22 protein-coding genes and 1 tRNA gene are annotated in these 24,638 nt (G+C 65.6%); 14 read left to right on the top strand and 9 right to left on the bottom strand.

The window, feature by feature from the left end; all coding sequences use genetic code 11:
* Positions 1-17 precede the first annotated feature (17 nt).
* Positions 18-1,046 (bottom strand): microcin C ABC transporter permease YejB, encoded by a 1,029-nt coding sequence (locus tag E5P2_RS13205; RefSeq protein WP_162567609.1) that lies wholly within the window; start codon positions 1,044-1,046, stop codon positions 18-20.
* 9 nt (positions 1,047-1,055) lie between these two features.
* A complete protein-coding gene (locus tag E5P2_RS13200; RefSeq protein WP_162567608.1) occupies positions 1,056-2,855 on the bottom strand; it encodes an extracellular solute-binding protein in 1,800 nt (599 codons plus the stop codon).
* A 37-nt stretch (positions 2,856-2,892) separates the two neighbouring features.
* Here E5P2_RS13200 and fabI point away from each other — a divergent pair, with 37 nt between their 5' ends.
* On the top strand, positions 2,893-3,684 hold the full coding sequence (gene fabI, locus E5P2_RS13195) for an enoyl-ACP reductase FabI (RefSeq protein WP_162567607.1): 792 nt from the start codon (positions 2,893-2,895) through the stop codon (positions 3,682-3,684).
* Positions 3,685-3,767: 83 nt separating this feature from the next.
* Complete coding sequence (locus E5P2_RS13190) at positions 3,768-4,673, top strand: DNA ligase (RefSeq protein WP_162567606.1); 906 nt, start codon at positions 3,768-3,770, stop codon at positions 4,671-4,673.
* A gap of 13 nt (positions 4,674-4,686) precedes the next feature.
* Here the strand turns inward: E5P2_RS13190 and E5P2_RS13185 are convergent, their stop codons facing one another.
* Complete coding sequence (locus E5P2_RS13185; protein ID WP_162567605.1) at positions 4,687-6,975, bottom strand: arginine/lysine/ornithine decarboxylase; 2,289 nt, start codon at positions 6,973-6,975, stop codon at positions 4,687-4,689.
* A 110-nt stretch (positions 6,976-7,085) separates the two neighbouring features.
* Between E5P2_RS13185 and E5P2_RS13180 the strand changes: the two genes are divergently transcribed.
* The 6 genes from E5P2_RS13180 (at position 7,086) to E5P2_RS13155 (ending at position 10,629) form a co-directional block, all read left to right on the top strand.
* The gene (locus E5P2_RS13180) at positions 7,086-7,511 is read left to right on the top strand and encodes an NfeD family protein (protein ID WP_162567604.1); all 426 of its coding nucleotides are present in this window, start codon (positions 7,086-7,088) and stop codon (positions 7,509-7,511) included.
* 29 nt (positions 7,512-7,540) lie between these two features.
* Positions 7,541-8,464, top strand: a complete 924-nt coding sequence (locus E5P2_RS13175; protein ID WP_162567603.1) for an SPFH domain-containing protein — start codon at positions 7,541-7,543, stop codon at positions 8,462-8,464.
* 34 nt (positions 8,465-8,498) lie between these two features.
* A tRNA-Ser gene (locus E5P2_RS13170) sits at positions 8,499-8,589 on the top strand.
* A gap of 342 nt (positions 8,590-8,931) precedes the next feature.
* Complete coding sequence (locus E5P2_RS13165) at positions 8,932-9,615, top strand: class I SAM-dependent methyltransferase (RefSeq protein ID WP_162570474.1); 684 nt, start codon at positions 8,932-8,934, stop codon at positions 9,613-9,615.
* A gap of 151 nt (positions 9,616-9,766) precedes the next feature.
* Positions 9,767-10,135: a hypothetical protein gene (locus tag E5P2_RS13160; RefSeq protein ID WP_162567602.1), complete on the top strand. Its 369-nt coding sequence runs from the start codon at positions 9,767-9,769 to the stop codon at positions 10,133-10,135.
* Positions 10,136-10,242: 107 nt separating this feature from the next.
* Positions 10,243-10,629 carry a response regulator gene (locus E5P2_RS13155; protein WP_162567601.1) on the top strand — a complete coding sequence of 129 codons (387 nt, stop codon included), beginning with the start codon at positions 10,243-10,245 and terminating at the stop codon, positions 10,627-10,629.
* A 44-nt stretch (positions 10,630-10,673) separates the two neighbouring features.
* Here E5P2_RS13155 and E5P2_RS13150 read toward each other — a convergent pair whose 3' ends face one another.
* From E5P2_RS13150 to E5P2_RS13135, 4 genes are all read right to left on the bottom strand, one after another.
* Positions 10,674-11,882, bottom strand: coding sequence for a branched-chain amino acid ABC transporter substrate-binding protein (locus tag E5P2_RS13150; RefSeq protein ID WP_162567600.1), 1,209 nt, complete (start codon positions 11,880-11,882; stop codon positions 10,674-10,676).
* 122 nt (positions 11,883-12,004) lie between these two features.
* Positions 12,005-12,427, bottom strand: a complete 423-nt coding sequence (locus E5P2_RS13145) for a hypothetical protein (RefSeq protein WP_162567599.1) — start codon at positions 12,425-12,427, stop codon at positions 12,005-12,007.
* A complete protein-coding gene (locus E5P2_RS13140) occupies positions 12,427-12,867 on the bottom strand; it encodes a DNA polymerase III subunit chi (RefSeq protein WP_162567598.1) in 441 nt (146 codons plus the stop codon). The genes E5P2_RS13145 and E5P2_RS13140 overlap by 1 nt, the downstream gene beginning before the upstream one ends.
* Complete coding sequence (locus E5P2_RS13135; protein ID WP_162567597.1) at positions 12,864-14,366, bottom strand: leucyl aminopeptidase; 1,503 nt, start codon at positions 14,364-14,366, stop codon at positions 12,864-12,866. Before E5P2_RS13135 ends, E5P2_RS13140 begins: the two co-directional genes overlap by 4 nt.
* A gap of 21 nt (positions 14,367-14,387) precedes the next feature.
* Here E5P2_RS13135 and lptF point away from each other — a divergent pair, with 21 nt between their 5' ends.
* From lptF to E5P2_RS13105, 6 genes are all read left to right on the top strand, one after another.
* Positions 14,388-15,497 (top strand): LPS export ABC transporter permease LptF, encoded by a 1,110-nt coding sequence (gene lptF, locus E5P2_RS13130; protein WP_162567596.1) that lies wholly within the window; start codon positions 14,388-14,390, stop codon positions 15,495-15,497.
* Positions 15,494-16,603, top strand: a complete 1,110-nt coding sequence (gene lptG / locus E5P2_RS13125; RefSeq protein WP_162567595.1) for an LPS export ABC transporter permease LptG — start codon at positions 15,494-15,496, stop codon at positions 16,601-16,603. Before lptF ends, lptG begins: the two co-directional genes overlap by 4 nt.
* A 5-nt stretch (positions 16,604-16,608) precedes the next feature.
* Positions 16,609-16,977 carry a sirohydrochlorin chelatase gene (locus E5P2_RS13120; protein WP_162567594.1) on the top strand — a complete coding sequence of 123 codons (369 nt, stop codon included), beginning with the start codon at positions 16,609-16,611 and terminating at the stop codon, positions 16,975-16,977.
* 64 nt (positions 16,978-17,041) lie between these two features.
* On the top strand, positions 17,042-17,983 hold the full coding sequence (locus E5P2_RS13115) for a CysB family HTH-type transcriptional regulator (RefSeq protein WP_162567593.1): 942 nt from the start codon (positions 17,042-17,044) through the stop codon (positions 17,981-17,983).
* Positions 17,980-19,146: a pyridoxal phosphate-dependent aminotransferase gene (locus E5P2_RS13110; RefSeq protein WP_162567592.1), complete on the top strand. Its 1,167-nt coding sequence runs from the start codon at positions 17,980-17,982 to the stop codon at positions 19,144-19,146. Before E5P2_RS13115 ends, E5P2_RS13110 begins: the two co-directional genes overlap by 4 nt.
* 110 nt (positions 19,147-19,256) lie before the next feature.
* Positions 19,257-19,415 (top strand): DUF3309 family protein, encoded by a 159-nt coding sequence (locus E5P2_RS13105; protein ID WP_162567591.1) that lies wholly within the window; start codon positions 19,257-19,259, stop codon positions 19,413-19,415.
* 84 nt (positions 19,416-19,499) lie between these two features.
* Here E5P2_RS13105 and E5P2_RS13100 read toward each other — a convergent pair whose 3' ends face one another.
* Both E5P2_RS13100 and hrpA read right to left on the bottom strand, forming a co-directional pair.
* Positions 19,500-20,570, bottom strand: a complete 1,071-nt coding sequence (locus E5P2_RS13100) for an acyltransferase family protein (protein WP_162567590.1) — start codon at positions 20,568-20,570, stop codon at positions 19,500-19,502.
* 124 nt (positions 20,571-20,694) lie between these two features.
* On the bottom strand, positions 20,695-24,552 hold the full coding sequence (gene hrpA / locus E5P2_RS13095) for an ATP-dependent RNA helicase HrpA (RefSeq protein ID WP_232080909.1): 3,858 nt from the start codon (positions 24,550-24,552) through the stop codon (positions 20,695-20,697).
* Positions 24,553-24,638: the final 86 nt, after the last annotated feature.

Below are 24,638 nucleotides of genomic sequence, written 5' to 3'. Positions count from 1 at the left end.
GGGCGGCAGGCAGCGCGCTAGTCAAACTTCACCCTCGGATCGACCCAGACATAGCAAAGGTCCGAGATCAGCTTGGTCACCAGGCCGATCAGCGTGAAGAGGTAGAGCGTACCGAGCACCACCGGATAGTCGCGCCGGATCACGCTCTCGTAGCCCAGGAGGCCCATGCCGTCGAGCGAGAACAGCGTCTCGATCAGCAGCGCGCCGGTGAAGAAGGCGCCGATGAAAGCCGACGGCAGGCCGGTGATGATCGGGATCAGCGCGTTGCGGAACACGTGCTTCCACAGCACCTGCCGCTCGCCCAGCCCCTTGGCCCGCGCGGTCAGCACGTACTGCTTGCGGATCTCCTCGAGGAAGGCGTTCTTGGTGAGCATGGCCGTCACCGCGAAACTGCCGAGCACCATGGCCGTCACCGGCAGCGTGATGTGCCAGAGGTAGTCGACGATGCGCGCACCCCAGCCCATGTCGTCCCAGTTCGCCGAGGTCAGGCCGCGCAGCGGGAACCACTGCAGCTGGCCGCCGAAGATCACCAACAGCGCCACGCCGAGCACGAAGCCCGGAATCGCGTAGCCGACCAGGATCAGCAGCGTGCTCACCAGGTCGAAGCGCGTGCCGGCGCGCACCGCCTTGGCCACGCCGAGCGGAATGGCCACGCCGTAGCTGATGAAGAAGGTCCACAGGCCGAGGCTGATCGACACCGGCAGCTTCTCGAGGATCAGCGTCCACACGTCCTTGTTCTGGAAGAAGCTGCGGCCCAGGTCGAAGTGCGCGAACTGGCGCAGCATCAGCCACAGCCGCTCGGGCGCCGGCTTGTCGAAGCCGTAGAGCGCCTTGATCTCGGCCAGGCGCTTCGGATCGACACCCTGGTTGCCGCGGTAGTTCGCGCCACCGGATTCGAAGCCGCCGCGGCCACCGCTCTTCGCCTCGGCGAGGTACTGCTCCACCGGGCCGCCCGGCACGAACTGGATGACGACGAAGGTCACCAGCAGCACGCCGAGCAGCGTCGGGATGAACAGCAGCAGGCGCTTGACGATGTAGGCCAGCATCGGACGTTCCTATCTGGCCCACCAGGTCGACATGACCCAGTCCTCGGCCTGGGTGTAAGGCGGCATCGGCGCCTTGAAGGCGAGGCGCCACGCGTCGTAGACGACACGGTGCACCGTCAGCGTCCACTGCGGAATGATGTAGTGGCTGTGCATGATCACGCGGTCCAGCGCATGGCAGGCCGGCAGCAGTTCGGACTTGCTGTGGGCGCCCGCGATATCGGTCAGCAGTGCGTCGACCGCCGGACTGCTCACGCCCATGTAGTTGCCGGAGCCTTCCGTCTTCGCCGCCTTGCTGCCGAAGATGTCCGCCAGCTGCTGCCCCGGATCGTTGGTGCCCGGAAAATTGATGCTCGTGATGTCGAACTCGAACTTGTCCAGGCGTTGCTGGTACAGCGCGAAGTCGACCGTGGCGAAGTTGAGCCGGATGCCGAGCTTGTCGAGGTTGCGCAGCCAGGGCGACACCGTGCGCACGCCGCCTTCCTTGCTGTCGAGGTATTCGAGCACCATCGCTTCGCCCTGGGCGTTGCGCAATGCGCCGTCGCGGTATTCCCAGCCGGCCTGCTTCAGCAGATCGCGCGCGCGGCGCAGGTTGTTGCGCAGGGATTGGCCCGGGCCCTCGGTGGTCGGTGGCACGTACATCGGACCGAATGTCGCATCGGGGATCTTGCCGCGCCACGGCGCCAGCAGCGAGAGCTCTTCGGGCGACGGCAGGCCGTGGGTCTCGCAATCGGTGTTGCCGAACAGGTCCGAAACGCGCGGATAGCCGCCGTAGAACATCTGGCGGTTCATCCACTCGTAGTCCAGCGCCAGGCCCAGCGCCTCGCGCACGCGCGGGTCCTGCAGCTTGGGACGGCGGCTGTTCAGCACGTAGCTCTGGAAGCCCGACGGCAGCTTGTGGGCGAACTCGTGCTTGACGAGCTCACCGGTGTCGAAGCGCTTGCCTTTCACGCGCCGCGCCCAATCGCCGGCCGAATAGAAACTCATCATGTCGAACTCACCGGCCTTGAGCGCTTCGAGGCGGGCCGTGTTGTCCTGGTAGATCTTGACCGTGATCCGATCGAAGTTGGCGCTGCCGCGCTTGACGCCCAGATCGCGTGCCCAGTAGTTCGGATCGCGCACATAGGTGATGTCCTTGCCGAAGCGCACCGGGCCGATCTTGTAGGGCCCGCTGCCGATCGGGATGTCCATCACCACCTGGTCGAAAGGCTTGGCCTTGCCGTTCTCCATGCCCCATCGGCGGCTGAAGATGGGCAGCGCGCCGACCAGCAGCGGCAGTTCGCGATTCGGCTTCTTGAAGGTGAAGCGGATGGTCCGGGCATCGATGACCTCGGCGCCGCTCACGTCCTCGAGCGTCGTCCTGTACGACGGCGAGACAAAGGGACCGACCAGCGTGTCGAAGCTGTGCTTGACGTCGCCCGCCTCGACCGGCGTGCCATCGTGGAAGCGCGCCTGCGGCCGCAGCCTGAAGGTCGCGCTCAGGCGATCGGGCGCGACGGCCACGTCCTCGGCGAGCAGGCCGTAGGCCGACGCGGTCTCGTCCATGGATGTGGCGAGCAAGGTATCGAACATCAGCGTCGCCAGGTAGGCCGGCGGCGCGCCCTTGATGGTGAAGGGGTTGTACTTGTCGAAGGTCGAATAGCGCTCATTGCTGACCAGGCGCAGTTCACCACCCTTGGGCGCCTCGGGATTGACGTAGTCGAAGGCGGTGAAGCCCGGCGGGTACTTGAGGTCGTCCCAGAGCGCGTAGCCATGCGCGGCCCAGGCGGGCATCGCACACCACATCAGCCAACAGACCCAGAGAACCCGCATGCGAGAATTCTGCACAAGATTTTCACGAGGTCGTCTTATGGGCTTTCTTTCCGGCAAAAAACTTCTGATCACGGGTGTGCTGAGCAACCGCTCCATCGCCTACGGCATCGCCAGGGCCTGCCACGCGCAGGGCGCAGAGCTGGCCTTCAGCTATGTCGGCGAGCGCTTCAAGGACCGCATCACCGAGTTCGCGGCGGACTTCGATTCGAAGCTGGTCTTCGACTGCGACGTCGGCGACGACGCGCAGATCGACAAGCTCTTCGCCGATCTCGCGCAGACCTGGCCCAAGTTCGACGGCTTCGTCCACAGCATCGGCTTCGCGCCGCGCGAGGCCATTGCCGGCGACTTCCTCGAGGGCCTGTCGCGCGAAGGCTTCAAGATCGCGCATGACATCAGCGCCTACAGCTTCCCCGCCATGGCCCGGGCTGCACTGCCCTACCTCAACGACAAGTCGGCGCTGCTGACGCTCACCTACCTGGGCGCCCTGCGCGCGCTGCCCAACTACAACACGATGGGCCTGGCCAAGGCCTCGCTCGAAGCGTCGGTGCGCTACATGGCCGAGTCGCTCGGCCCCCGCGGCATGCGCGTCAACGGGATCAGCGCCGGCCCGATCAAGACGCTGGCAGCCAGCGGCATCAAGGGCTTCGGCAAGATGCTTGCGGCCGTGGCCGAGGTGTCGCCGATCCGCCGCAACGTGACCATCGAGGAAGTCGGCAACGTGGCCGCCTTCCTGCTGAGCGACCTCGCCAGCGGCGTGACGGCGGGCATCACCTATGTCGATGGCGGCTTCAGCCAGGTCGTCGGCGGGATGGCCGAACCGGCGGCCTGAGGCGAAGCGCGCGGCGGCGGGCCGGACCCGGTCGCCGATCTTTCATAATCTCCGGCATATCAAAAAATGTCGGGGAGTCGACCATGAGTTCAAGCATCCGTTCGCCCGGGGCCAGCCGGCCCGTGTCTCGCCGGGCCCTTCTCTTCACCGCCATCGGCGCCGCCTGCACCCTGTCGGCCCTGCCCGAGGCCCAGGCCCGCAATGCCGCCACGGCCCCTGCTCTCATGCGGCCCGAGGTCTACCGCCCCGGCCTCGCGCTGAACGACCAATGGGTGAGCGAAAAATACGACGGCGTGCGCGGCTACTGGGACGGCAAGCAACTGTGGACGCGCGGCGGCGAGCGCGTCACGCCGCCCGCGTGGTTCACCGCCGCGTTGCCGGCAATGCCGATGGACGGCGAACTCTGGGCAGGCCGCGGCCGTTTCTCGCACGCAGTCTCCGCGGTGCGCAGCGAGACGCCGGTCGATGCGGCCTGGCGCGAGATGCATTTCATGGTGTTCGATCTGCCCACCGAACCCGGTGACTTCACGACACGCCTCGACGTGCTGCGAAAAGTGCTGCCGATCACGGCAGCGCCCTGGCTGGTGCTTGTTCCGCAGCAACGCGCGACCACGCCCGAAGCGCTGCAGGCGCTGCTCGACAAGACGGTCCGGATGGGTGGCGAAGGCCTGGTGCTGCACCGCGGCGCTTCGCCCTACCGCGGCGAACGCACGGCCGACCTGCTCAAGTTCAAGCCCTACGACGATGCCGAGGCGCGCGTGGTCGCGCACGTCGCCGGCCGGGGCAAGTACGCCGGTCGGCTGGGCGCGCTCCTGCTCGAGATGCCGGACGGCAAGCGCTTCAAGATCGGCAGCGGCTTCAGCGATGCCGAGCGTGATGACCCACCCGCGATCGGCAGCTGGGTCACCTATCGCTACAACGGAACGAACCCCGGTGGCGTGCCGAGGTTCGCGCGCTTCATGCGCGTGCGCGACGACGTCGAGTCCTGAGCCGCTGCGCGCTTCAGCGCACGCAGTCCGCGTAGTAGCGCTTCTTGCCGGTCTCGTCGACGCGTCCGACCAGCCCGTGGATGTCGGTCTCGAAGCCCGGGCACTCGGTGTTGAATTCCCGCGCGAACTTCAGGTAGTCGACGATCTTCTTGTTGAAGACCTCGCCCGGGATCAGCAGCGGGATGCCGGGCGGATACGGCGTGATCAGGCTGGTGGTGACGCGGCCCTCGAGCTCGTCGATCTCCACGCGCTCGGTCTTGCGGTGGGCGATGTGGGCGAAGGCATCGCTGGGCTTCATCGCCGGCGTCAGGTCGCTCAGGTACATCTCGGTCGTGAGCCGCGCGACATCGAAGCGGGCATAGAGCTGGTGGATGTGCTGACACAGATCGCGCAGCCCGAGGCGCTCGTAGCCCGGATGCTGCTGGCAGAACTCGGGCAGGATGCGCCACATCGGCTGGTTGCGCGCGTAGTCGTCCTTGAACTGCTGCAGCGCCGTGAGCAGCGTGTTCCATCGGCCCTTGGTGATGCCGATGGTGAACATGATGAAGAAGCTGTAGAGGCCGGTCTTCTCCACGATCACGCCGTGCTCGGCCAGGAACTTGGTAACGATGCTGGCGGGAATACCCGTCGGCGCGAACTTGCCGTTGAGGTCGAGGCCGGGCGTCACGATGGTCGACTTGATCGGGTCGAGCATGTTGAAGCCGTCGGCCAGCTTGCCGAAGCCGTGCCAGTTGCGCGCCGAGTGCTTGGTCTTGCGCTCGGTGCTGCCCTCGCCCTTCATGATCCAGTCGTCGGCGCGGCCGATGCCCTCGTCGACCAGCTTCTCGGGGCCCCAGACCTTGAACCACCACTCGTCCTTGCCGAACTCCTCCTCGACCTTGCGCATCGCACGACGGAAGTCGAGCGCCTCGAGAATGCTCTCTTCCACCAGCGCGGTGCCGCCGGGCGGCTCCATCATCGCGGCCGCCACGTCGCAGCTGGCGATGATCGCGTACTGCGGGCTGGTCGACGAGTGCATCAGGTAGGCCTCGTTGAACAGGTCGCGATCGAGCGCGCGGTTCTGCGAGTCCTGCACCAGCACGTGGCTGGCCTGGCTGATGCCGGCCAGCAGCTTGTGGGTGGACTGCGTCGCGAACACCAGCGATTCCTTGGGCCGCACGCGGCGCTTGCCCATCGCGTGGTAGGCGCCGTAGAACGGATGGAAGGCAGCGTGCGGCAGCCAGGCCTCGTCGAAATGCAGCGTGTCGACGTAGCCGTCCAGCATGCCCTTGATCGTCTCGGTGTTGTAGATCACACCGTCGTAGGTCGATTGCGTGAGCGTCATCACGCGCGGCTTGACCTTGTCGGCGTCCACGTGCGAGAGCAGCGGATTGGCGCGGATCTTGGCCCGGATCGCGGCCGGCTCGAACTCGCTCTTCGGGATCGGGCCGATGATGCCGAAGTGATTGCGCGTCGGCTTCATGAAGACCGGAATGGCGCCCGTCATCACGATCGCGTGCAGGATCGACTTGTGGCAATTGCGGTCGACCACCACGACGTCGTCCGGCGCCACCGTGTGATGCCACACCATCTTGTTGCTGGTACTGGTGCCGTTGGTCACGAAGAAGCAGTGGTCGGCATTGAAGATGCGCGCCGCGTTGCGTTCGCTGGCCGCCACCGGCCCGGTGTGGTCGAGCAGCTGCCCGAGTTCCTCGACCGCGTTGCAGACGTCGGCGCGCAGCATGTTCTCGCCGAAGAACTGGTGGAACATCTGGCCGACCGGGCTCTTGAGGAAGGCGACGCCGCCCGAGTGGCCCGGGCAGTGCCACGAGTACGAACCGTCTTCCGCGTAGTCGATCAGCGCCTTGAAGAACGGCGGCTGCACGCCTTCGAGGTAGCTCTTGGCTTCGCGGATGATGTGGCGCGCCACGAATTCCGGCGTGTCCTCGAACATGTGGATGAAGCCGTGCAGCTCGCGCAGGATGTCGTTCGGGATGTGGCGCGAGGTGCGGGTCTCGCCGTAGATGTAGATCGGCACGTCGGCATTCTTGCGGCGCACCTCGCCGATGAAGTTGCGCAGGTTCAGCACGGCCGGATCGAGGTCGGGCCCGACGGTGAATTCCTCGTCGTCGATCGACAGGATGAAGGCGCTGGCGCGGCTTTGCTGCTGCGCGAACTGGCTCAGGTCGCCATAGCTGGTGACGCCGAGCACCTCGAAGCCCTCGCTCTCGAAGGCCTGCGCCAGCGCGCGGATGCCGAGGCCCGACGTGTTCTCGGCGCGGAAATCCTCGTCGATGATGACGATGGGAAAGCGAAATTTCATGAGCAGGGCTCCGGACGGGCAAATAGGCGCGAAGTGTACGGAATTCAGATGAAGGATCCGGTCAGCTTTTGACTCAGAATGTCGAGGCTTCAACTTGGAGAGGAAACGTCATGGCGGATTCCACCGTCTGGTGGCTGATCGCGGCGGCTGCCGTGGTGCTGGAACTGTTGTCCGGCACGGTCTATTTGCTGCTGCTGGGTGCGGGCTTCGCGGCTGCGGCGCTCGCGGCGTCGGCGGGTGCCGGCCTCACGCTGCAGCTTGTCGTCGCCGCCGTCGTCGGCGTCGGCGCGATGCTGGTCTGGTATGCGATCCGTCGCCGGCGCCCGGCCGAGCCGAAAGCCGGCGCCAACCGCGACGTCAACCTCGATATCGGCGAAACCGTCTACGTCGACCTGTGGAACCCGGACGGCACGGCCAGCGTGCGGTATCGTGGCGCGCAATGGACGGTCTTGCAGCGTCCGGGCGGCGCGCCGGTGCGCGGCGCCTACCGTGTGGTCGAGGTCGTCGGCAGCCGCCTGGTGGTCGACAAGATCTGACCCCGTCATTCAGGAAACAAGGGATCTCCATGGAAATCGCAGTCGCCATCCTCGTCATCGCCGTCATCTTCGTCTGGCTCACCATCAAGATCGTGCCGCAGCAGCACGCCTGGGTCAGGGAACGCCTGGGCAAGTACAACGGGACCATGACGCCGGGCGCCAATTTCCTGATCCCCTTCGTCGACCGCGTGGCCTACAAGCACAGCCTGAAGGAAATTCCGCTCGACGTGCCGAGCCAGATCTGCATCACGCGCGACAACACGCAGCTGCAGGTCGACGGCATCCTCTACTTCCAGGTGACCGATCCGATGCGCGCGAGCTACGGCTCGTCCAACTACATCGTCGCCGTCACGCAGCTCGCGCAGACCTCGCTGCGCAGCGTGATCGGCAAGCTCGAGCTCGACAAGACCTTCGAGGAACGCGACATCATCAACGCCCAGGTGGTGGCCGCGATCGACGAGGCCGCGCTCAACTGGGGCGTGAAGGTGCTGCGCTACGAGATCAAGGACCTGACGCCGCCCAAGGAGATCCTGCAGGCCATGCAGCGCCAGATCACTGCGGAGCGCGAAAAGCGCGCGTTGATCGCCGCGTCGGAAGGCCGGCGCCAGGAGCAGATCAACATTGCCACCGGCGAGCGCGAAGCCTTCATCGCCCGTTCCGAGGGCGAGAAGCAGGCGCAGATCAACAACGCCCAGGGCGAGGCCGCCGCGATCACCGCGGTGGCGCAGGCGACTGCGGGCGCGATCGAACTCGTCGCGGCCGCGATCCGGCAGCCGGGCGGCGAACAGGCCGTCCAGCTCAAGGTGGCGGAACGTGCGGTCGATGCCTACGGCAAGGTCGCGGCCGATGCCAAGACCACGCTGATCGTGCCGAGCAACATGACCGAGACTGCCGCGCTCATCGCGTCGGCGATGCGGATGGTGCAGGCCGGCAAGCCGGCTGCGACGAGCTGAGGACGAAGCGCCCGCTGCTACAATCGCGAGCTTCGGAGCGGTGGATGAGCGGTTTAAGTCGCACGCCTGGAAAGCGTGTGAGGGTTAACAGCCCTCCGCGGGTTCGAATCCCGCCTGCTCCGCCAGATGGACGCTTCAGATCGCGTCAGGTCAATCCAAAAACCTCTTGAAAGCCCCGCCAGTCGGGGCTTTTTCGCGTGCGGCTTCCGTGACAGGATGTCCACCCTCTTGATGCGCGACCCGGGCCGGTCCAGTCCTCCGGTGCAAATTGCGCGCCGAGAGGAGAACACATGTCCGGCCGACACAGTGAATGCCGTGCTCAGGAAGTATCTCCGGGTGGAGCGCATGGTGGAGATCACTGCCGGCACTTTCCCGCGGGAGCGCGAGGGTGCCGGCAGCAACTAGCGCGTTCGTTCGACCCTGCATGCAGTACGCTCTCGGCTTTGCAAAAGATCCACGAGAACCCCATGCGATGCAGTGTCTGTGGCGGGCAGTCTTTCACCGCGCACCCAGTGCTTTGGCCGGCCCTGATCAATGAGTGGCAGCTCTCCGATGTCGAAGCTGCCTACATCGACCGCCAACAGGGAGAGACGTGCAACGGATGCGGTTCGAACCTGCGCTCCATCTCGTTGTCCGATGCCCTGCTGTCCTACCTCGGCTTCGGCGGCACCTTGCGCCAAGCAACCCAAGTGGCGGCGGCCCAGGCGCTGCGCCTGCTGGAATTGAACGAGGCCGGCAACCTGAGCCCGGTCCTCCGCGCGTTTGGCGGTTACGCATTCGGCGCCTATCCAGAGGTCGACATGCACTCGATTCCATTCGCCGACGAGACCTTCGACGTCGTGGTGCACTCGGACACGCTGGAACACGTTCCCCATCCGGTTCACGCGCTCGCGGAATGTCGGCGCGTTCTGAAACGCGGCGGCGCGCTGTGCTTCACGGTGCCGATCATCGTGGGCCGCATGAGCCGCGATCGCAGCGGCCTGTCGAAGAGTTTTCACGGCAGCCCGGCCACGGCCGCCGACGACTATGCGGTCCAGACCGAGTTCGGTGCGGATGCGTGGACCTATGTCATGCAGGCTGGATTCACGAAAATCTCAATCCATGCGCTTGCGTATCCTGCAGCGATTGCCTTCGCAGCGCTCAAGGACTGAAAAACCTCAGCGATCGCCTTCGGCCTGCCCCGGCCAGAGCCGGAAGCTGCCGGAGACTCTCGCAGGGACTTTTCATGCGGGACTATCGCAGTGAGGTCAGCCGGGCTTACCATCCTCCCCCTGTCGTTCTTCAATCTTTCCAGGAGCCTGGATGGCCCGACCTCACACATCCCGCGATCGAGCGCCGGCATCGCTCGATCAAACCCTCGACAAGACGGAAGCGGTCGCAGCCGATGTGCAACGCGCATCCGACAACCTCGCGGTCATCAATACCGTGCTGGAGCAGGAGTTGCCCGACGACATCCAGGTGGGCGAGGTGGCTCAGGCCATCGAACATACCGGGCAGCTCGAAAAGAAGCTGGCGCAGTCGGCGGAAACGCTGGCCGAAGTCAATGCCGCCCTGACCCAGGAGATCGAGCGGCGCGTCGAGGTCACGGCCGAGCGCGACGAAAACCAGGCCATGATCGACAAGCTGAATACCAAAGCCCGATCGTCCCGCGGCGCATTGACCGAGGATTGACGCACGGCCGTCTGCTTTCTCCTACGCGATAGCGCGCTGCCGGCTCCTGGGCACTGCCCGGACACAAAGACTAAGCTGCGCAGCTAGTTTCGTAGGCATCCAGACGCATGGCCCTCTTCACGTTCCTTGTCGAAGACAACAGGACCATCCGAGAAAACCTGATCCCCGCACTGGAAGATCTGGCAGGCGTGCAAGTCGTCGGTTGCGCCGAAACGGAGGCCGCCGCCACCGAGTGGCTCGCCGCCCATGCCGACGAATGGCAACTCCTGATCGTGGACCTCTTCCTCAAGGAAGGCTCCGGCCTGGGCGTTCTCAGGAGCTGTGCCAGGCGCGCACCGCAACAGCGCGCGGTGGTGCTCAGCAACTACGTCAATGCCGACATTCGTTCGCGCTGCAAGGCACTGGGTGCCGACGCCGTGTTCGACAAGTCGAGGGATCTCGAAGCCTTCTTCGACTATTGCAACAGCGACGCCGCGCGGACCGGCAGCACCTAACGAAAAAGGGGCCCGAAGGCCCCTCGTCTTTTGGCGCGATGTGCTCAGCGCACGACGGCGATCTGCACGCGCTGGCCACCCTTGTAGGTGTAGAGCGTCAGCGCACCGTTCTTGATGTCGCCCTTTTCGTCGAATGCGATCGGACCGGTCAGGCCCTTGTATTGGATCTTGCCGACTTCAGGCAGGTACTTCTCGGGATCGGCCGAGCCGGCCTTCACCATCGCGGCGGCCAGGACTTGCACGGAGTCGTACACGTACGGTGCATAGATCTGGACTTCGACGCCGTTCTTTTCCTTGAACTTCTGCTTCCAGGCTTCCAGCGGCGCCTTGAAGTCGCCTTCGACGCCACCGGCTTCGGCGCAGACAACCTTGTCTTCGCCGATCGCATCGCCGGCCAGCTTGGCCAGCTCGGCCGTGCACAGGCCGTCGCCGCCCATGAACTTCACATCCATGCCGAGCTGCTTGACCTGCTTGAGCATCGGGCCGCCGACGGCGTCCATGCCGCCGAAGAACAGCACGTCAGGCTTGGCGCCCTTGAGCTTGGTCAGGATGGCATTGAAGTCGGTCGAATTGGCGGTCGTGAATTCGTGGCCGACGATGGTGGCGCCAGCGGCCTTGGCCGACTTCTCGAATTCTTCTGCGACACCCTGGCCGTAGGCGGTACGGTCGTCGATCACGGCGATGTTCTTGCCCTTGAGCGTTTCGACCGCGTACTTGCCCAGCGTGCCGCCGAGCTGCGTGTCGTCAGCCACCACGCGGAAGGTCGTCTTGAAGCCCTGGCGTGTGTACTTGGGGTTGGTCGCCGAGGGCGAGATCTGCGGAATGCCGGCATCGCTGTAGATCTTGGAAGCAGGGATCGTGGTGCCCGAGTTCAGGTGACCCACCACGCCGTTGACCTTGCTGTCGACCAGCTTCTGAGCGACAGCCGTGCCCTGCTTCGGATCGGCTGCATCGTCTTCGGCCAGCAGCTCGAACTTGGCAACCTTGTCGCCGATCTTGACGCCCGAGGCATTCAGATCCTCGATGGCCATGCGTGCACCCAATTCATTGTCCTTGCCGAGGTGGGCGATGGGGCCGCTGGTCGGCGCGACGTGTCCGATCTTGACGACCAGTGCATCGGCGGGAGGCGCAGCCGCAGGTGCCGCTGCAGTGGGTGCGGGAGCCGCCGCGGGCGCAGCAGCTTCTTCCTTCTTGCCGCAGGCCGCGAGGGTGATAGCAGCAGCCAGTGCGACCGCAGTCCATTTCAATTGCATGGGAACCTCCAGAACATTGATGAATAGAGTTGAAAACCGGTCTTTCGATCCGGGCACAGCCGCCGAGCAAGTACCGCGCCGAGGATGCACAGCGCCCTCGCGCTTTCGACCCGGCGCGCAGTTTAGCCCAAGGTTTGCGCGCGCAGCGCTGGCGTAGACCCTGTGTTGTCCGAAAGCTCGTGGGCCAGCGCTTCACTCACCAACGCACGCAAAACAGTCTCGATTTCATTGCGCAATCTGGGGATCAGGGCATCGAGTTGCTGCTGAACGGCAGCTGACACCGCGTCGCTCAGATGCTCCTCCAGGGACAGGTCGACGCGCTGCAGCACGCGATGCAGCAACTGCTCCTCGAGCCGGAAGATCTCGGCTTCGGACCGCTGCGCCTGTGGGTCCAGCGCGATGGCGCGCGACGGCTCGCTCACCGCTGGCGGCGGCACATCCGCAGGCAAGGTCGCCTCGGCGACAGGCGCGGCCTCCGGCGGCAGCTCGAGAACCGTCGTCAAGGTGGGAACGAAGCGAGGCGGTGTGCGCTGCGTGCCGGCCATCAGCTGGAGCTTCCTGCAAAGTCGTGGCGCTGGATGGCATAGCCGCGATCCGCGTAGTGCCGCCAGCGCTTGCGGGCTGCGGAGCGATCGGCGTCGTCGTCGCCGCTGACCGTGTCGATCAAGCGTTCGAAGCGCTCGAAGCCTGCGGGCAGTTCGGCGCCGAGATTCAGCAGCACCTGGCGGTGGGGCGATGGCGCATCGGCGCTGTCCGCCAGAACGACCGGCGAGCGCGACACGGTCTGCGGCTCGGCGGTGCTGCGGCAATGGGCGATGAATTCCGGCGGCGAGAAGGTCCACAGCATCTGGTCGAGCGCATCCAGCGTCGCGCCGTCGGCGACCACCACCACGCGCGCATTGCGGCCGCCGACCGCCTTGCGCAATAGCCGGCAGGCATAGCCCAGCTTGTCCGGCATGTTGAAGTGGAAGTCGATCTCCGTCACTTCGCCGACGCAGTCTTGCGAGCCTTGCGCGCCTTGGGCGACGCAGTCTTCGCGTTGTCCGAGGAAGCCCGGCCCAGCAGGTAGGCCAGCAGCAGTCCGACTGGCCGACCGGTCGATCCCTTGGCCTGCCCGCTCTTCCACGCCACGCCCGCGATGTCGAGATGCGCCCAGGGGAAGTCGGCGGTGAAGCGTTGCAGGAACTTGGCCGCGGTGATCGCACCGCCTGCGCGGCCGGCGATGTTGGCCACGTCGGCGAAGTTGCTCTTGAGGCCCTCCGCATAGTCTTCGTCGAGCGGCATGCGCCAGCAGCGGTCCAGCGACTCCTCGCCCGCGGCCTGCAACGCGCTCGCCAGCGCTTCGTCGGTCGCGAAAAGACCGCTGCGCACACCGCCCAGTGCGATCACGCAGGCACCGGTCAGCGTCGCGATGTCGATCACCGCGGCCGGCTCGAAGCGCTTGGCGTAGTTGAGCGCGTCGCACAGGATCAGGCGGCCTTCGGCGTCGGTGTTGAGCACCTCGATGGTCTGCCCGCTCATGCTCGTCACCACATCGCCCGGCTTGAGCGCTCGGCCGTCGTTCATGTTCTCGCAGCTCGGGATCAGGCCGATCACGTTGATCGCGGGCTGGATGTCGCCGAGCGCGCGGAACACGCCCAGCACGCTGGCTGCGCCGCACATGTCGAACTTCATCTCGTCCATCTCGGCCGCCGGCTTGAGCGAGACGCCGCCGGTGTCGAAGGTGATGCCCTTGCCGACCAGCACCACGGGGGCCTGGTCCTTGGGCGCGCCCTGGTAGCGCAGCACGATGAAGCGCAGCGGCTCGGCGGACCCCTGGGCCACGCCAGCGAAAGCGCCCATGCCGAGCTTCGCGACCTCCTTCGGGCCCAGCACCTCGCACTTCACGCGCGGCAGCGCGGCCAGCTTGCCGGCGGCATCGGCCAACAGCGAAGGCGTGCAGTAGTTGGCCGGACGATTGCCCCATTCCTTGGCCAGCTCCACACCTGCCACCGTGGCGGCGGCCTGGTCGAAGGCGCCGCGCTGCGCGGCCGAATCGGCCACGCCGAAGACCAGCTGCCGGATCGTGCGGGGCTCGGCCTTCGACTTGGTCGTGGTGTAGACATAGCTCGCATCGGCCGCCGCCACCACAGCGCTGCGCAGACAGGCAGCGTCCATGGCGCTGGCGAACACGATCGCGAGGCGCTTGGGGTTGGCGGCCTTGGCTGCGTTGACGGCCGCCGTCACTGCGCTTCGCACCGACGTGGGCTTGCCGTCGCCCGCCGCGACCAGCAGCACGCGCGGCGCAGCGATCCCTGGCGGGCGGTAGAGCGAAAGCAGCTTGCCGGCCTTGTCGGGCAGGTCGCCGGCCTTGCGGGCTTCGGCGATCAACGCCGAGAGCGCATCCTTGGAGGTGCCGGCCTGGGACGCCACGAGGACGATCAGCGCGTCGGTTTTCTCGGCCGCGGCCTGAGCGATGGAGAGGGTCTTGAGTTGAAAGTCCATAATCCTTTTTTTCCCTCGACGATGTTATTCCATTCCTCTCTACGCAAGGAGCTGTCGCGCAGCTTCGGCGCCACGCTCGTGGTGCTGGTCACCATCGTCATGACGATGATGCTGATCCGCACGCTGGGCCTGGCGTCCAAGGGCAGCGTCAATCCCTCCGAGGTCTTCCTGGTGATGACCTACACGGTGCTCGGCTACATGCCCACCATCCTCAGCCTCAGCCTGTTCATCGCCATCGTCGGCACGCTGTCGCGCATGTACAGCGACAGCGAAATGGTGATCTGGTTCTCCAGCGGGCGCGGCCTGGCCGATTTCGTCGAACCGGTGTTCCGCTTCGCATGGCCGGTGCTGGTGCTGATCGCGATGTTCGCGCTGATCGGCTGGCCGTGGGCCAATTCGCAGACCCAGGGCATGCGCAATCAGTACGAGCACCGCAGCGACATCGAGCGCGTGGCGCCGGGCGAATTCCGCGAGTCGGCCGGACGCAACCGCGTGTTCTTCATCGACAAGGACACGCCCGATGGCGCCACGGCATCGAACGTCTTCATCTCCTCGGTCGAGCGCAACCTGCAGATCACCACCTCGGCCCGCAGCGGCCATGTCGAGACCATCGGCGATGCGCGCTACCTGCTGCTGAGCAACGGCCAGCGCGTCGAGCGGCCGTTGTCCAGCACGGAGCTGAAGATCAGCGAATTCCAGACCTACGGTGCCAGGACCGGCGGCGACTCGGGCAATTCGGGCGACGCCGAGCCGGCCCGCTCGCTCACCACGCTCTCGCTGCTGCGGAAGCCGACCCTGATGAACCTCGGCGAGCTGGCATGGCGCTTCGGCATGGTGCTGGCGGGGGCCAATTTCGTGCTGCTGGCGCTTGCGCTGTCCAGCGTGAATCCCCGGGTCGGCCGCAGCGGCAACCTGCTCTTCGCGCTGTTCGCGTTCGTCATCTACTACAACATGATCAACCTCGGCCAGAGCTGGGTGTCGACCGGCCGCTACGGCATGGGCGGCTTCCTGCTTGCGCTGCATGGCGGGACCCTGCTGATCGGCCTGGCCTGGCTTGCCAAGCGACACTACAACTGGAGCCTGCTGCCACGTCGCGCCAGCAGGTCACCCGCGAACGAATCCCACGCGTGAAAACCATCCGTCGACTGATCTACGTCGAGGTGATCAAGGCGGTGGCCTTCGTCACGCTCGGCTTCCTGAGCCTGTTCTTCTTCTTCGATTTCGTCGACGAGCTGCAATCGATCGGCAAGCCCACGAGCCTGGGCTACGGGGCCGGCCAGGCGCTGATCTACGTCACCCTGCTGATCCCCAGCCACCTGTACGAGCTGCTGCCGATCACGGTGCTGATCGGCACCATCTTCGTGATGGCGAGGTTCGCCCAGAGTTCCGAATACACGATCCTGCGCACCAGCGGCCTCGGACCCTGGCGGGCGTTGCGGGCGCTTCTGCTGCTGGGTCTCGGCTTCGTGGTGCTGACCTTCGCCGTGGGCGACTATGTCTCGCCGATTTCGGATCGCACGGCCCAGCTGCTCAAATCGCGCTATCAGAACGTCTATGCGCTGGCCGGCAATACCGGCGCCTGGCTGAAGGAGAAGCAAGGCGACAAGTCCTATGCGGTCAACGTGATCTCGATGGGCCGCGACGGCACCCTCAAGGACTCGCGCATCTTCGAATTCGATGCCAAGGGCTTTCTCGCCGCACAGACCTCGGCATCGCTCGCGCGCATCGAGAACGGCCAATGGCGGCTCTTCGGCGTCGAGCGCCAGCAGTACGAAACGAGCGGAACCGGTGACAAGGCGCGTGTCGTCACGAGCACGCTGCCGACCCTCGTCTGGCCGAGCTCCCTGTCCAGCGAAATGGTGTCGGTCGCCTTGCTGCGCCCGGACCGCATGCGCACGCTCGACCTGTTCGAATACATCCGCCACCTCGATGCCAACGGCCAGACGGCGCAGCGCTACGAGATCGAGTTCTGGCGCAAGGTGTTCTATCCGCTGTCGTGCCTCGTGATGGTCGTGCTCGCCCTGCCCTTCGCCTACCTGCACTTCCGCCAGGCGGGCCTGGCGAGCTACGTGTTCGGCGGCGTGATGATCGGCATCAGTTTCTTCCTGCTGAACAACGTGTTCGGGTACCTGGGCAACCTGGGCAACTGGGTGCCGTGGTTCACGGCGGCGGCGCCGGGAATGATCTATTCGGTGATGTCGCTGGCCGCATTCACCTGGCTGGTATTGAGGCGCTAGCGACGATGGCTGCAATCGCCGGCATCGTGCTGTTCGCGCACGGTTCGCGCGACGAGCGCTGGCGCCTGCCGGTGGAGGCCGTGGCCCGACGCGTTCAGGCGCTGGACCCGTCCGTCCGCGTGGCCTGCGCCTACCTCGAACTGGTCGCGCCCGATCTGCGCGAAGCCACCGCCAGCCTGACTGCCGGCGGCGCCACCGCCATTCGCATCGTGCCGCTTTTTCTCGGCATGGGAAGGCACGCGCGCGAAGACCTGCCACATCTGGTCGACGAGATGCGCAGCCTTTATCCCAATGTGGCGTTCTCGCTGGCCAGGGCCGTCGGCGAGGAGCCGGACGTGATCGAACTGCTGGCGTTGAAGGCCTTGGGCCGATGACCGGACGCCGATCCGACATAGACTCCGAAGGCATAATAAAAACCGAATTAAGACGGAATTTGTTATGAATCTTCACCAGTTCAAGTTTGTGCAGGAAGCGGTGCGGCGCAACCTCAATCTGACCGAGGCGGCCAAGGCGCTGCACACCTCGCAGCCCGGCGTGTCCAAGGCCATCATCGAGCTCGAGGAGGAACTGGGTGTCGAGATCTTCGCGCGCCACGGCAAGCGCCTCAAACGCGTGACCGAGCCGGGCCAGCACGTGCTCGCGAGCATCGAACTCATCATGCGCGAGGTCGGCAACCTCAAGCGCATCGGCGAGCAGTTCAGCGCGCAGGACAGCGGCACCCTGTCGATCGCCACCACGCACACGCAGGCGCGCTACGTGCTGCCTGTGCCGGTGGCCAGGCTGCGCGAGGCCTATCCGAAAGTCAACGTGAGCCTGCACCAAGGCTCGCCCGATCAGGTCGCGCGCATGGTGATCGACGAGATCGCGGAGATCGGCATCGCCACCGAATCGCTGGCCGACTACGCCGAGCTCGTGACCATGCCGTGCTACGAGTGGCAGCACGTGCTGGTGCTGCCCAAGACCCATCCGCTGGCGGACAAGGAACGCATCTCGCTCGACGACCTGGCGAACGAGCCGATCATCACCTACCACCCGTCCTTCACCGGCCGCACGCGCATCGACCATGCGTTCGCACAGAAGAAGCTCACGCCGCGCATCGCGCTCGAAGCCATCGATTCCGACGTGATCAAGACCTATGTGCGGCTCGGCCTCGGCGTCGGCATCGTGGCTGAGATGGCGGTGCGCGACGATTCCAATGCCGATCTCGTCGTGCGTCCGATGGGCCACGTGTTCGGCGTCAACATCGCGCGTGTCGCGTTCAAGCGCAGCGCCTACCTGCGCAACTTCGTCTTCAAATTCGCCGAGTTGCTGTCGGACCGGCTCGACCGCAACCTGATCGCCAAGGCCTTGGCCGGTCACAACCAGGACTACGAACTGTGAGCTCCGCCCTTGCCCGCACGCCCGCCGTCACGACCAAGCTGCCTGCGGTCGGCACCACCATCTTCACCGTGATGTCGGCACTGGCCGCCGAGAAGAATGCGGTGAATCTCGGCCAGGGTTTCCCGGATTTCGATTGCGATCCGAGGCTGCTCGAAGCCGTCACGCGCGCGATGGCGGCCGGCCACAACCAGTACCCGCCGATGCCCGGCATCCCGGCGCTGCGCCAGGCGATCGCCTCGAAGATCGAGACCCTCTACGGCCACGGCTACGACCCGCAGACCGAGATCACCATCACCGCCGGCGCCACGCAGGCGATCATCACCGCCATCCTGGCCGTGGTGCGGCCGGGCGACGAAGTGATCGTGCTGGAACCCTGCTACGACAGCTACGTGCCCAACATCGAACTGGCCGGCGGCAGCGTGGTGCGCGTGCCCCTGACGCCGGGCACCTTCCGCCCGGACTTCGACAAGATCGCGGCCGCCCTCACGCCGCGCACGCGCGCGATCATCGTCAACACGCCGCACAACCCGAGCGCCACGGTGTGGACCGAAGCCGAGATGCGCGCGCTCGAGTCGCTGCTCGCACCCACCGATGTGCTGGTGATCTGCGACGAGGTGTACGAGCACATGGTTTATGCCGGCGCCCGCCACGAAAGCGCGAGCCGATTCCCGGACCTGGCCGCACGCAGCTTCATCGTGAGCAGCTTCGGCAAGACCTATCACGTGACGGGCTGGAAAGTCGGCTATGTGGCCGCGCCGGCGCCGCTGTCGGCGGAATTCCGCAAGGTGCACCAGTTCAACGTGTTCACGGTCAACACGCCGATGCAGCATGCGCTGGCGAGCTACATGGCCGATCCGGCGCCGTACCTCGAACTCCCGGCCTTCTACCAGCACAAGCGCGATCTGTTCGCGGCCGGCCTCGCCAGCACGCGGCTGAAGCTGCTGCCCAGCGCGGGAACCTACTTCCAGTGCGTCGACATCAGCGAAGTCAGCGACCTGGGCGAAGCCGACTTCTGTCAGTGGCTGACGAGCGAGATCGGCGTCGCGGCCATCCCGCTGTCGGCCTTCTACGGCGATGGATTCGACCAGCGCGTGGTTCGCTTCTGCTTTGCCAAGAAGGACGAAACGCTGCAGGCGGCCATCGACCGACTGGCGCGGCTCTGACATCCGCGGTAGGAGAGTCCTGACCGCGGGAAGGCGCGCCTTCCGTCGAGGGTGCCGAAGGAAGGCGTCGAGCATCGGCTCTTCCAAACATTCCGCCCTAGGAGAACTCCATGTCCCTGTCGTTGATCCTGCTGATCATCGTGATCCTGCTTCTGGTCGGCGCGCTGCCGAGCTGGGGCTACAGCCGCAGTTGGGGTTATGGTCCGAGCGGCGGCCTCGGTCTGGTGCTGGTCATCGTGATCGTGTTGCTCGTGATGGGCCGCATATAGAGCCCCCAGGCGTCGTTCGATACCCCTGCAGAAAGACCCGCTTCAGCGGGTTTTTCTTTGCCTGCTCGGTTCGATGATGCCCGCTCAGCTCTCGCCGCGCGGCACGCCGGTCGCCAGACGGCTGCCTCCTGCAGTCGCGGCGGGCCGCAGATGGCGGCGCTGCGAATAGAAGTCCAGCACCCAATAGATGACGAACGACACAGCGACCGCCGAGGCATAGAAAAGAATTGGCGAGCGCAGACCCGTCTGCTTGAGCAGGAAGTAGACCGACATGTGAACCAGGTAGAGCGGGTAGGAAATATCACCCAGCAAACGCAGGACTGCGGATGCGCGCGCGTTCTGGATCGGCCTGCGCGCCAGGCGCACGAAGGCCCAGAGCACCAGCGCGAGGGTGCAGGCTTGCAGAAGGTTGTCGAAGACGTCGTGCGTGAAGAAATCGGGCACCCCGCCGTGCTTCCAGCGCCAGCCGAACTGAATGGCCGCCGCGAGCAGGATATGCACCGTGAAGATGAGTGCGATGTCTTTCAGGACCGGCACTGGGTTCTGCAAATTCCTCGCCAGCCGCAGCCCGGCCAGCCAGATGAACGCCAGCAGCAACAAATTGGCGCCGTATCCGAGGCCGGCATAGTAGTCCAGATGGAACAACGTGCGTCCGCAGGTGTACGCCACGTAGCAGCCGAATGACACGAACACGAGCTTTCGCAAGGTCGAGTCCTTCAGCGTGAAGAACAGGGGCGTGAGGCTGTAGAGCCAGAACTCGAGCGCGAGGCTCCATGCAGGCCCGACGAAGGAGGTCGCGGTCACGATCTGATTGAGGAACAGCACGTTGGCCAGCAGCGCCAGCACGGGGGGATGCGATCCGTGCTCCATCACGAACACGACGTACGCAAGGACGATGCTCGCCAGGTAGACCGGGTAGATGCGCTTGACCCTGCGAATCAGAAAACCGTCCGGCACCTTGATGAAGGAAGCACCGATGGAGTAGCCACTGATCAGCAGAAAGCCCAGCACCGCTTCGAAGGCACCGAACTTCGGGATCAGGCTCCAGGCGCCGATGGGAACGTATTCGCGCAGGTGGTCGAAGGCAACGATGGAGGCGAGCAGAAACCTGAGCGCGGCCAACAGGCTCCATTTCTCGAACTGCGGCAGTTGCATCACGTGTTCCTAGGCTGACGGGGGGCCCAATTTCATCGACCCCACACGGCGAGGCGGGCTGGATCCTAATCGTAACGCAATGCATACTTTTGTATGCGAATATTTTCTCGCCCAAACGGCATATTTACATCGATAGCTGTGCCCAGAGCTTGTCCAGCCGCTTGACGCTCACCGGCTGCGGCGTGCGCAGCTCCTGGGCGAACAGGCTGACCCTCAACTCCTCCAGCAGCCATCGCAGTTCGCTCATGCGCTCGTCGACCTTGCCCTTGCGCTCGGCCACCAGGCGCCAGTAGCGCTGCTCCTGCGGCCGCAGCTCGGTCATCCGCTGCGTATCGCGCGCGGGATCGGCGCGCAGCTTGTCCAGCCGCAACGTGATGGCCTTGAGGTAGCGCACGAAGTGCTGCAGCTGCGGCCACGGCGTTCCGATGATGAAGTCTCGGCCGATCAGGCGCTGCAGCTGCTGCGACGCATCCGCCGCGGTATCGGGCGAGGCCTTCGAATCCCTGATCTTGCGCAGCGCCGTGCCGTACTCGACGAGGATCACGCCGGCCAGCCGCGCGACCTCGTTGGCAATCAGCGTGAGGCGGCCGCGACCTTCCTCGACGCGGCGCTTGAATGCGGCTTCGTCGGCCGGCAAGGGATCCTGCAGGAACGCACGCTCCAGCGCGACATCGATGATCTGCGCGCGCAGGTCCTCGAGCGTGCCGAGCGGCATGTAGAGCACCGCCATCTTCTGCAGATCGGGGATGTTCTTCTCGAGGTATTTCAGCGCGTCCCTGAGCTGCAGCGCGAAAAGCCGCCGCAGGCCCGCGCGATGCTTCGCTGCCGCGACGGCCGGCTCGTCGAAGACTTCGATCGTGACCGCGTCGCCGCCGTCGATCAGCGCCGGAAAGCCGATCAGCGATTGCGCGCCGCGCCGGACTTCCATGAGTTCAGGCAGTTCGCCGAAGGTCCAGGCGGTATAGCGCTGTCCCGCGGGCGGCGCGGCTGCGGCCGGTTCCGCGGACCGGGCAACGCCGGCATCGGCGACCGATCTTTCCGGCCCTCCGGCACCTGCGGGCGGCACCGAAGCCCTGACATTCAGGACGGCCAGTGCCTGGAATGCGCCGCGCGCCTGCGCGCCGAGCTCCGCCTTCAGCGCCCCCAGATTGCGCCCCATGCCGAGTTGCCGGCCATGCTCGTCGACCACGCGCAGGTTCATGAAGAGATGCGGCGGCAGCATGTCGAGCTTGAAGTCGGCGCGCTTCACGTCGAGGCTGGTCTCGTCGCGCACGCGCTTGAGCACGGCATCGGTCAACGAGCCGGCACCGAAGACCTCGGGCGCCGACAGCTGTTCGGCGTAGCGCGCCGCGGATTCAGGCAACGGCACCAGCCGCGCGCGCGGCTTCTGCGGCAGGCTCTTCTGCAGCGCCTGGATCTTGTCCTTCAGCATGCCGGTGACCAGCCACTCGCAACGCTCCTCGCTGACCTGGTTCAGCACGAAGAGCGGCACCGTGACGGTGAGCCCGTCGCGCGCATCGCCGGGCTCGTGCAGATAACTTGCCGCGCAATCGACGCCGCCGAGGCGCACGGTCGCCGGGAAGGACTGGGTCGTGATGCCGGCCGCCTGGTGCCGCATCAATTCGTCGCGTGTGAGATACAACAGCCGCGGCTGTTCCTTCGACAAGCGCCGGTACCAGTTCTCGAACATGACACCGCTGGCCGCGTCGGCCGGCAGCTGGGCATCGTAGAACGCATAGATCAGCTCGTCGTCGACCAGCACGTCCTGCCGGCGAGACTTGTGTTCGAGCCCCTCGACCTCGCGCACCAGCTTGCGGTTGGCAGCCAGAAACGGCAGCCTGCTTTCCCACTGCCCGCCGACCAGCGCTTCGCGAATGAAGATGTCCCGCGCAGCGACCGGATCGACCTTGGTGAAGTCGACGCGCCGTCCGCTGTACACCACCAGCCCGTAGAGCGTCGCACGTTCCAGCGCCGTGACCTGGGCGCTCTTCTTTTCCCAGTGCGGATCGAGCAGCTGCTTCTTCAGCAGATGGCCACCGACCTGCTCCAGCCATTGCGGCTCGATGTTGGCGATGCCGCGGCCGAAGAGCCGCGTGGTCTCCACCAGTTCGGCCGCGACGATCCAGCGGCCCGGCTTCTTCTTCAGATGCGCGCCGGGATGGCGATAGAACTTGATGCCGCGCGCGCCGAGGTAGGCCTCGTCATCCTCGGGCTTCCAGCCGATGTTGCCGAGCAGACCGGCCAGCATCGACAGATGCAATGGTTCGTAGCCCGCCGGCTCGGCGTTGATGCGCCACTTGTGCTCGGTGACGACGGTCAACAATTGCGAGTGGATGTCGCGCCATTCGCGCACGCGGCGGATGTTGATGAAGTTCTGGCGCAGCAACTGCTCATACTGGCGGTTGCTGAGCTTGTGGATGTGGCCTTCGGCCTCACCCACGGGTGACGCATGAGGCATCCCCTCCCCCGCCCTTCCCCGCCGAGCGGTGGAGGGTGAATAGCCGCGCGCATCGTGGATCCATTTCCACAATCGCAGGTAGCCGCTGAACTCGCTCTTCTCGTCGTCGAACTGCGAATGCGCCTGGTCGGCCTGCTGTTGCGCTTCCATCGGCCGGTCGCGCACGTCCTGCACGCTGAGCGCGCTGGCGATCACCAGCACTTCCTCGAGCGCGCCGCGCGTGCGCGCTTCGAGGATCATGCGGCCGACGCGCGGATCGAGCGGCAGCCGGGCCAGCTCGACGCCAGTCGGCGTGAGTTCATTCGCATCGTCCACCGCGCCCAGTTCATTGAGCAGTTGGTAGCCGTCGGCAATCGCGCGCCGCTGCGGTGCTTCAAGAAAGGGAAATCGCTCCACGTCGCCCAGGTGCAGCGACTTCATGCGCAGGATCACGCCCGCGAGCGAGGAGCGCAGGATCTCGGGGTCGGTGAAGCGCGGGCGGCCTTCGAAATCCTTCTCGTCGTAGAGCCGGATGCAGATCCCGTCCGCCACCCGGCCGCAGCGCCCGGCCCGCTGGTTGGCCGCGGCCTGGCTGATCGGCTCGACCAGCAGCTGCTCGACCTTGCTGCGGAAGCTGTAGCGCTTGACGCGCGCGGTGCCGGTGTCGATCACGTAGCGGATGCCCGGCACGGTGAGCGAGGTTTCGGCGACGTTGGTGGCCAGCACGATGCGGCGGCCGGTGTGGCCGTCGAAGATGCGGTCCTGCTCGGCCTGCGACAGGCGCGCGAACAGCGGCAGCACCTCGGCGCTGCGCATCAGCGGCTGATGGCTCAGGTGCCGCCGAAGGTGATCGGCGGCCTCGCGGATTTCGCGCTCGCCGGGGAGAAAGACCAGGATGTCGCCCGCGTGGTGCGGATCGCGCCAGAGCTCATCGACGCCTTCGGCGATGGCATCGTTCAGGTCGTGGTCGCGCGACTCCTCGAACGGCCGATAGCGCTGCTCGACCGGGAACATGCGCCCCGACACCATGATCGTCGGCGCCGGTCCCTTGGCAGAAGCAAAGTGCTGCGCGAAGCGATCGGCGTCGATCGTGGCCGAGGTCACGATCACCTTCAGATCGGGCCGTCGCGGCAATATCTCGCGCAGGTAGCCGAGCAGGAAGTCGATGTTGAGCGAGCGCTCGTGCGCCTCGTCGATGATCAGCGTGTCGTAGGCCTTGAGCAGCGGATCGGTCTGCGTCTCGGCCAGCAGGATGCCGTCGGTCATCAGCTTGACGGAAGCGTCGCGCGACAGCCGGTCCTGGAAGCGCACCTTGAACCCGACCACTTCGCCCAGCGGCGTCTTCAGTTCCTCCGCGATGCGCTTGGCGACAGAGGACGCCGCGATGCGCCGCGGCTGCGTGTGGCCGATGAGCCGCCCCTTGCCAGGCGGCGCGTTGAGCTTGCCGCGCCCAAGCGCCAGCGCGATCTTGGGCAGCTGCGTGGTCTTGCCCGAACCGGTCTCGCCGCAGACGATCACCACCTGGTTCGCGGCGATGGCGGCCATGATTTCGTCGCGCCGGGCCGACACCGGCAAGGACTCGGGAAACTCGATTCGAAGAGGAGACGAAGACAAGGCGGGCAGTTCGGGGA

The sequence above is a fragment of the Variovorax sp. SRS16 genome, from assembly GCF_901827165.1.
Taxonomy (GTDB): domain Bacteria; phylum Pseudomonadota; class Gammaproteobacteria; order Burkholderiales; family Burkholderiaceae_C; genus Variovorax.
Note: the sequence above shows the minus strand (reverse complement) of the source record. Positions and strands in the feature narration are given on the sequence as shown.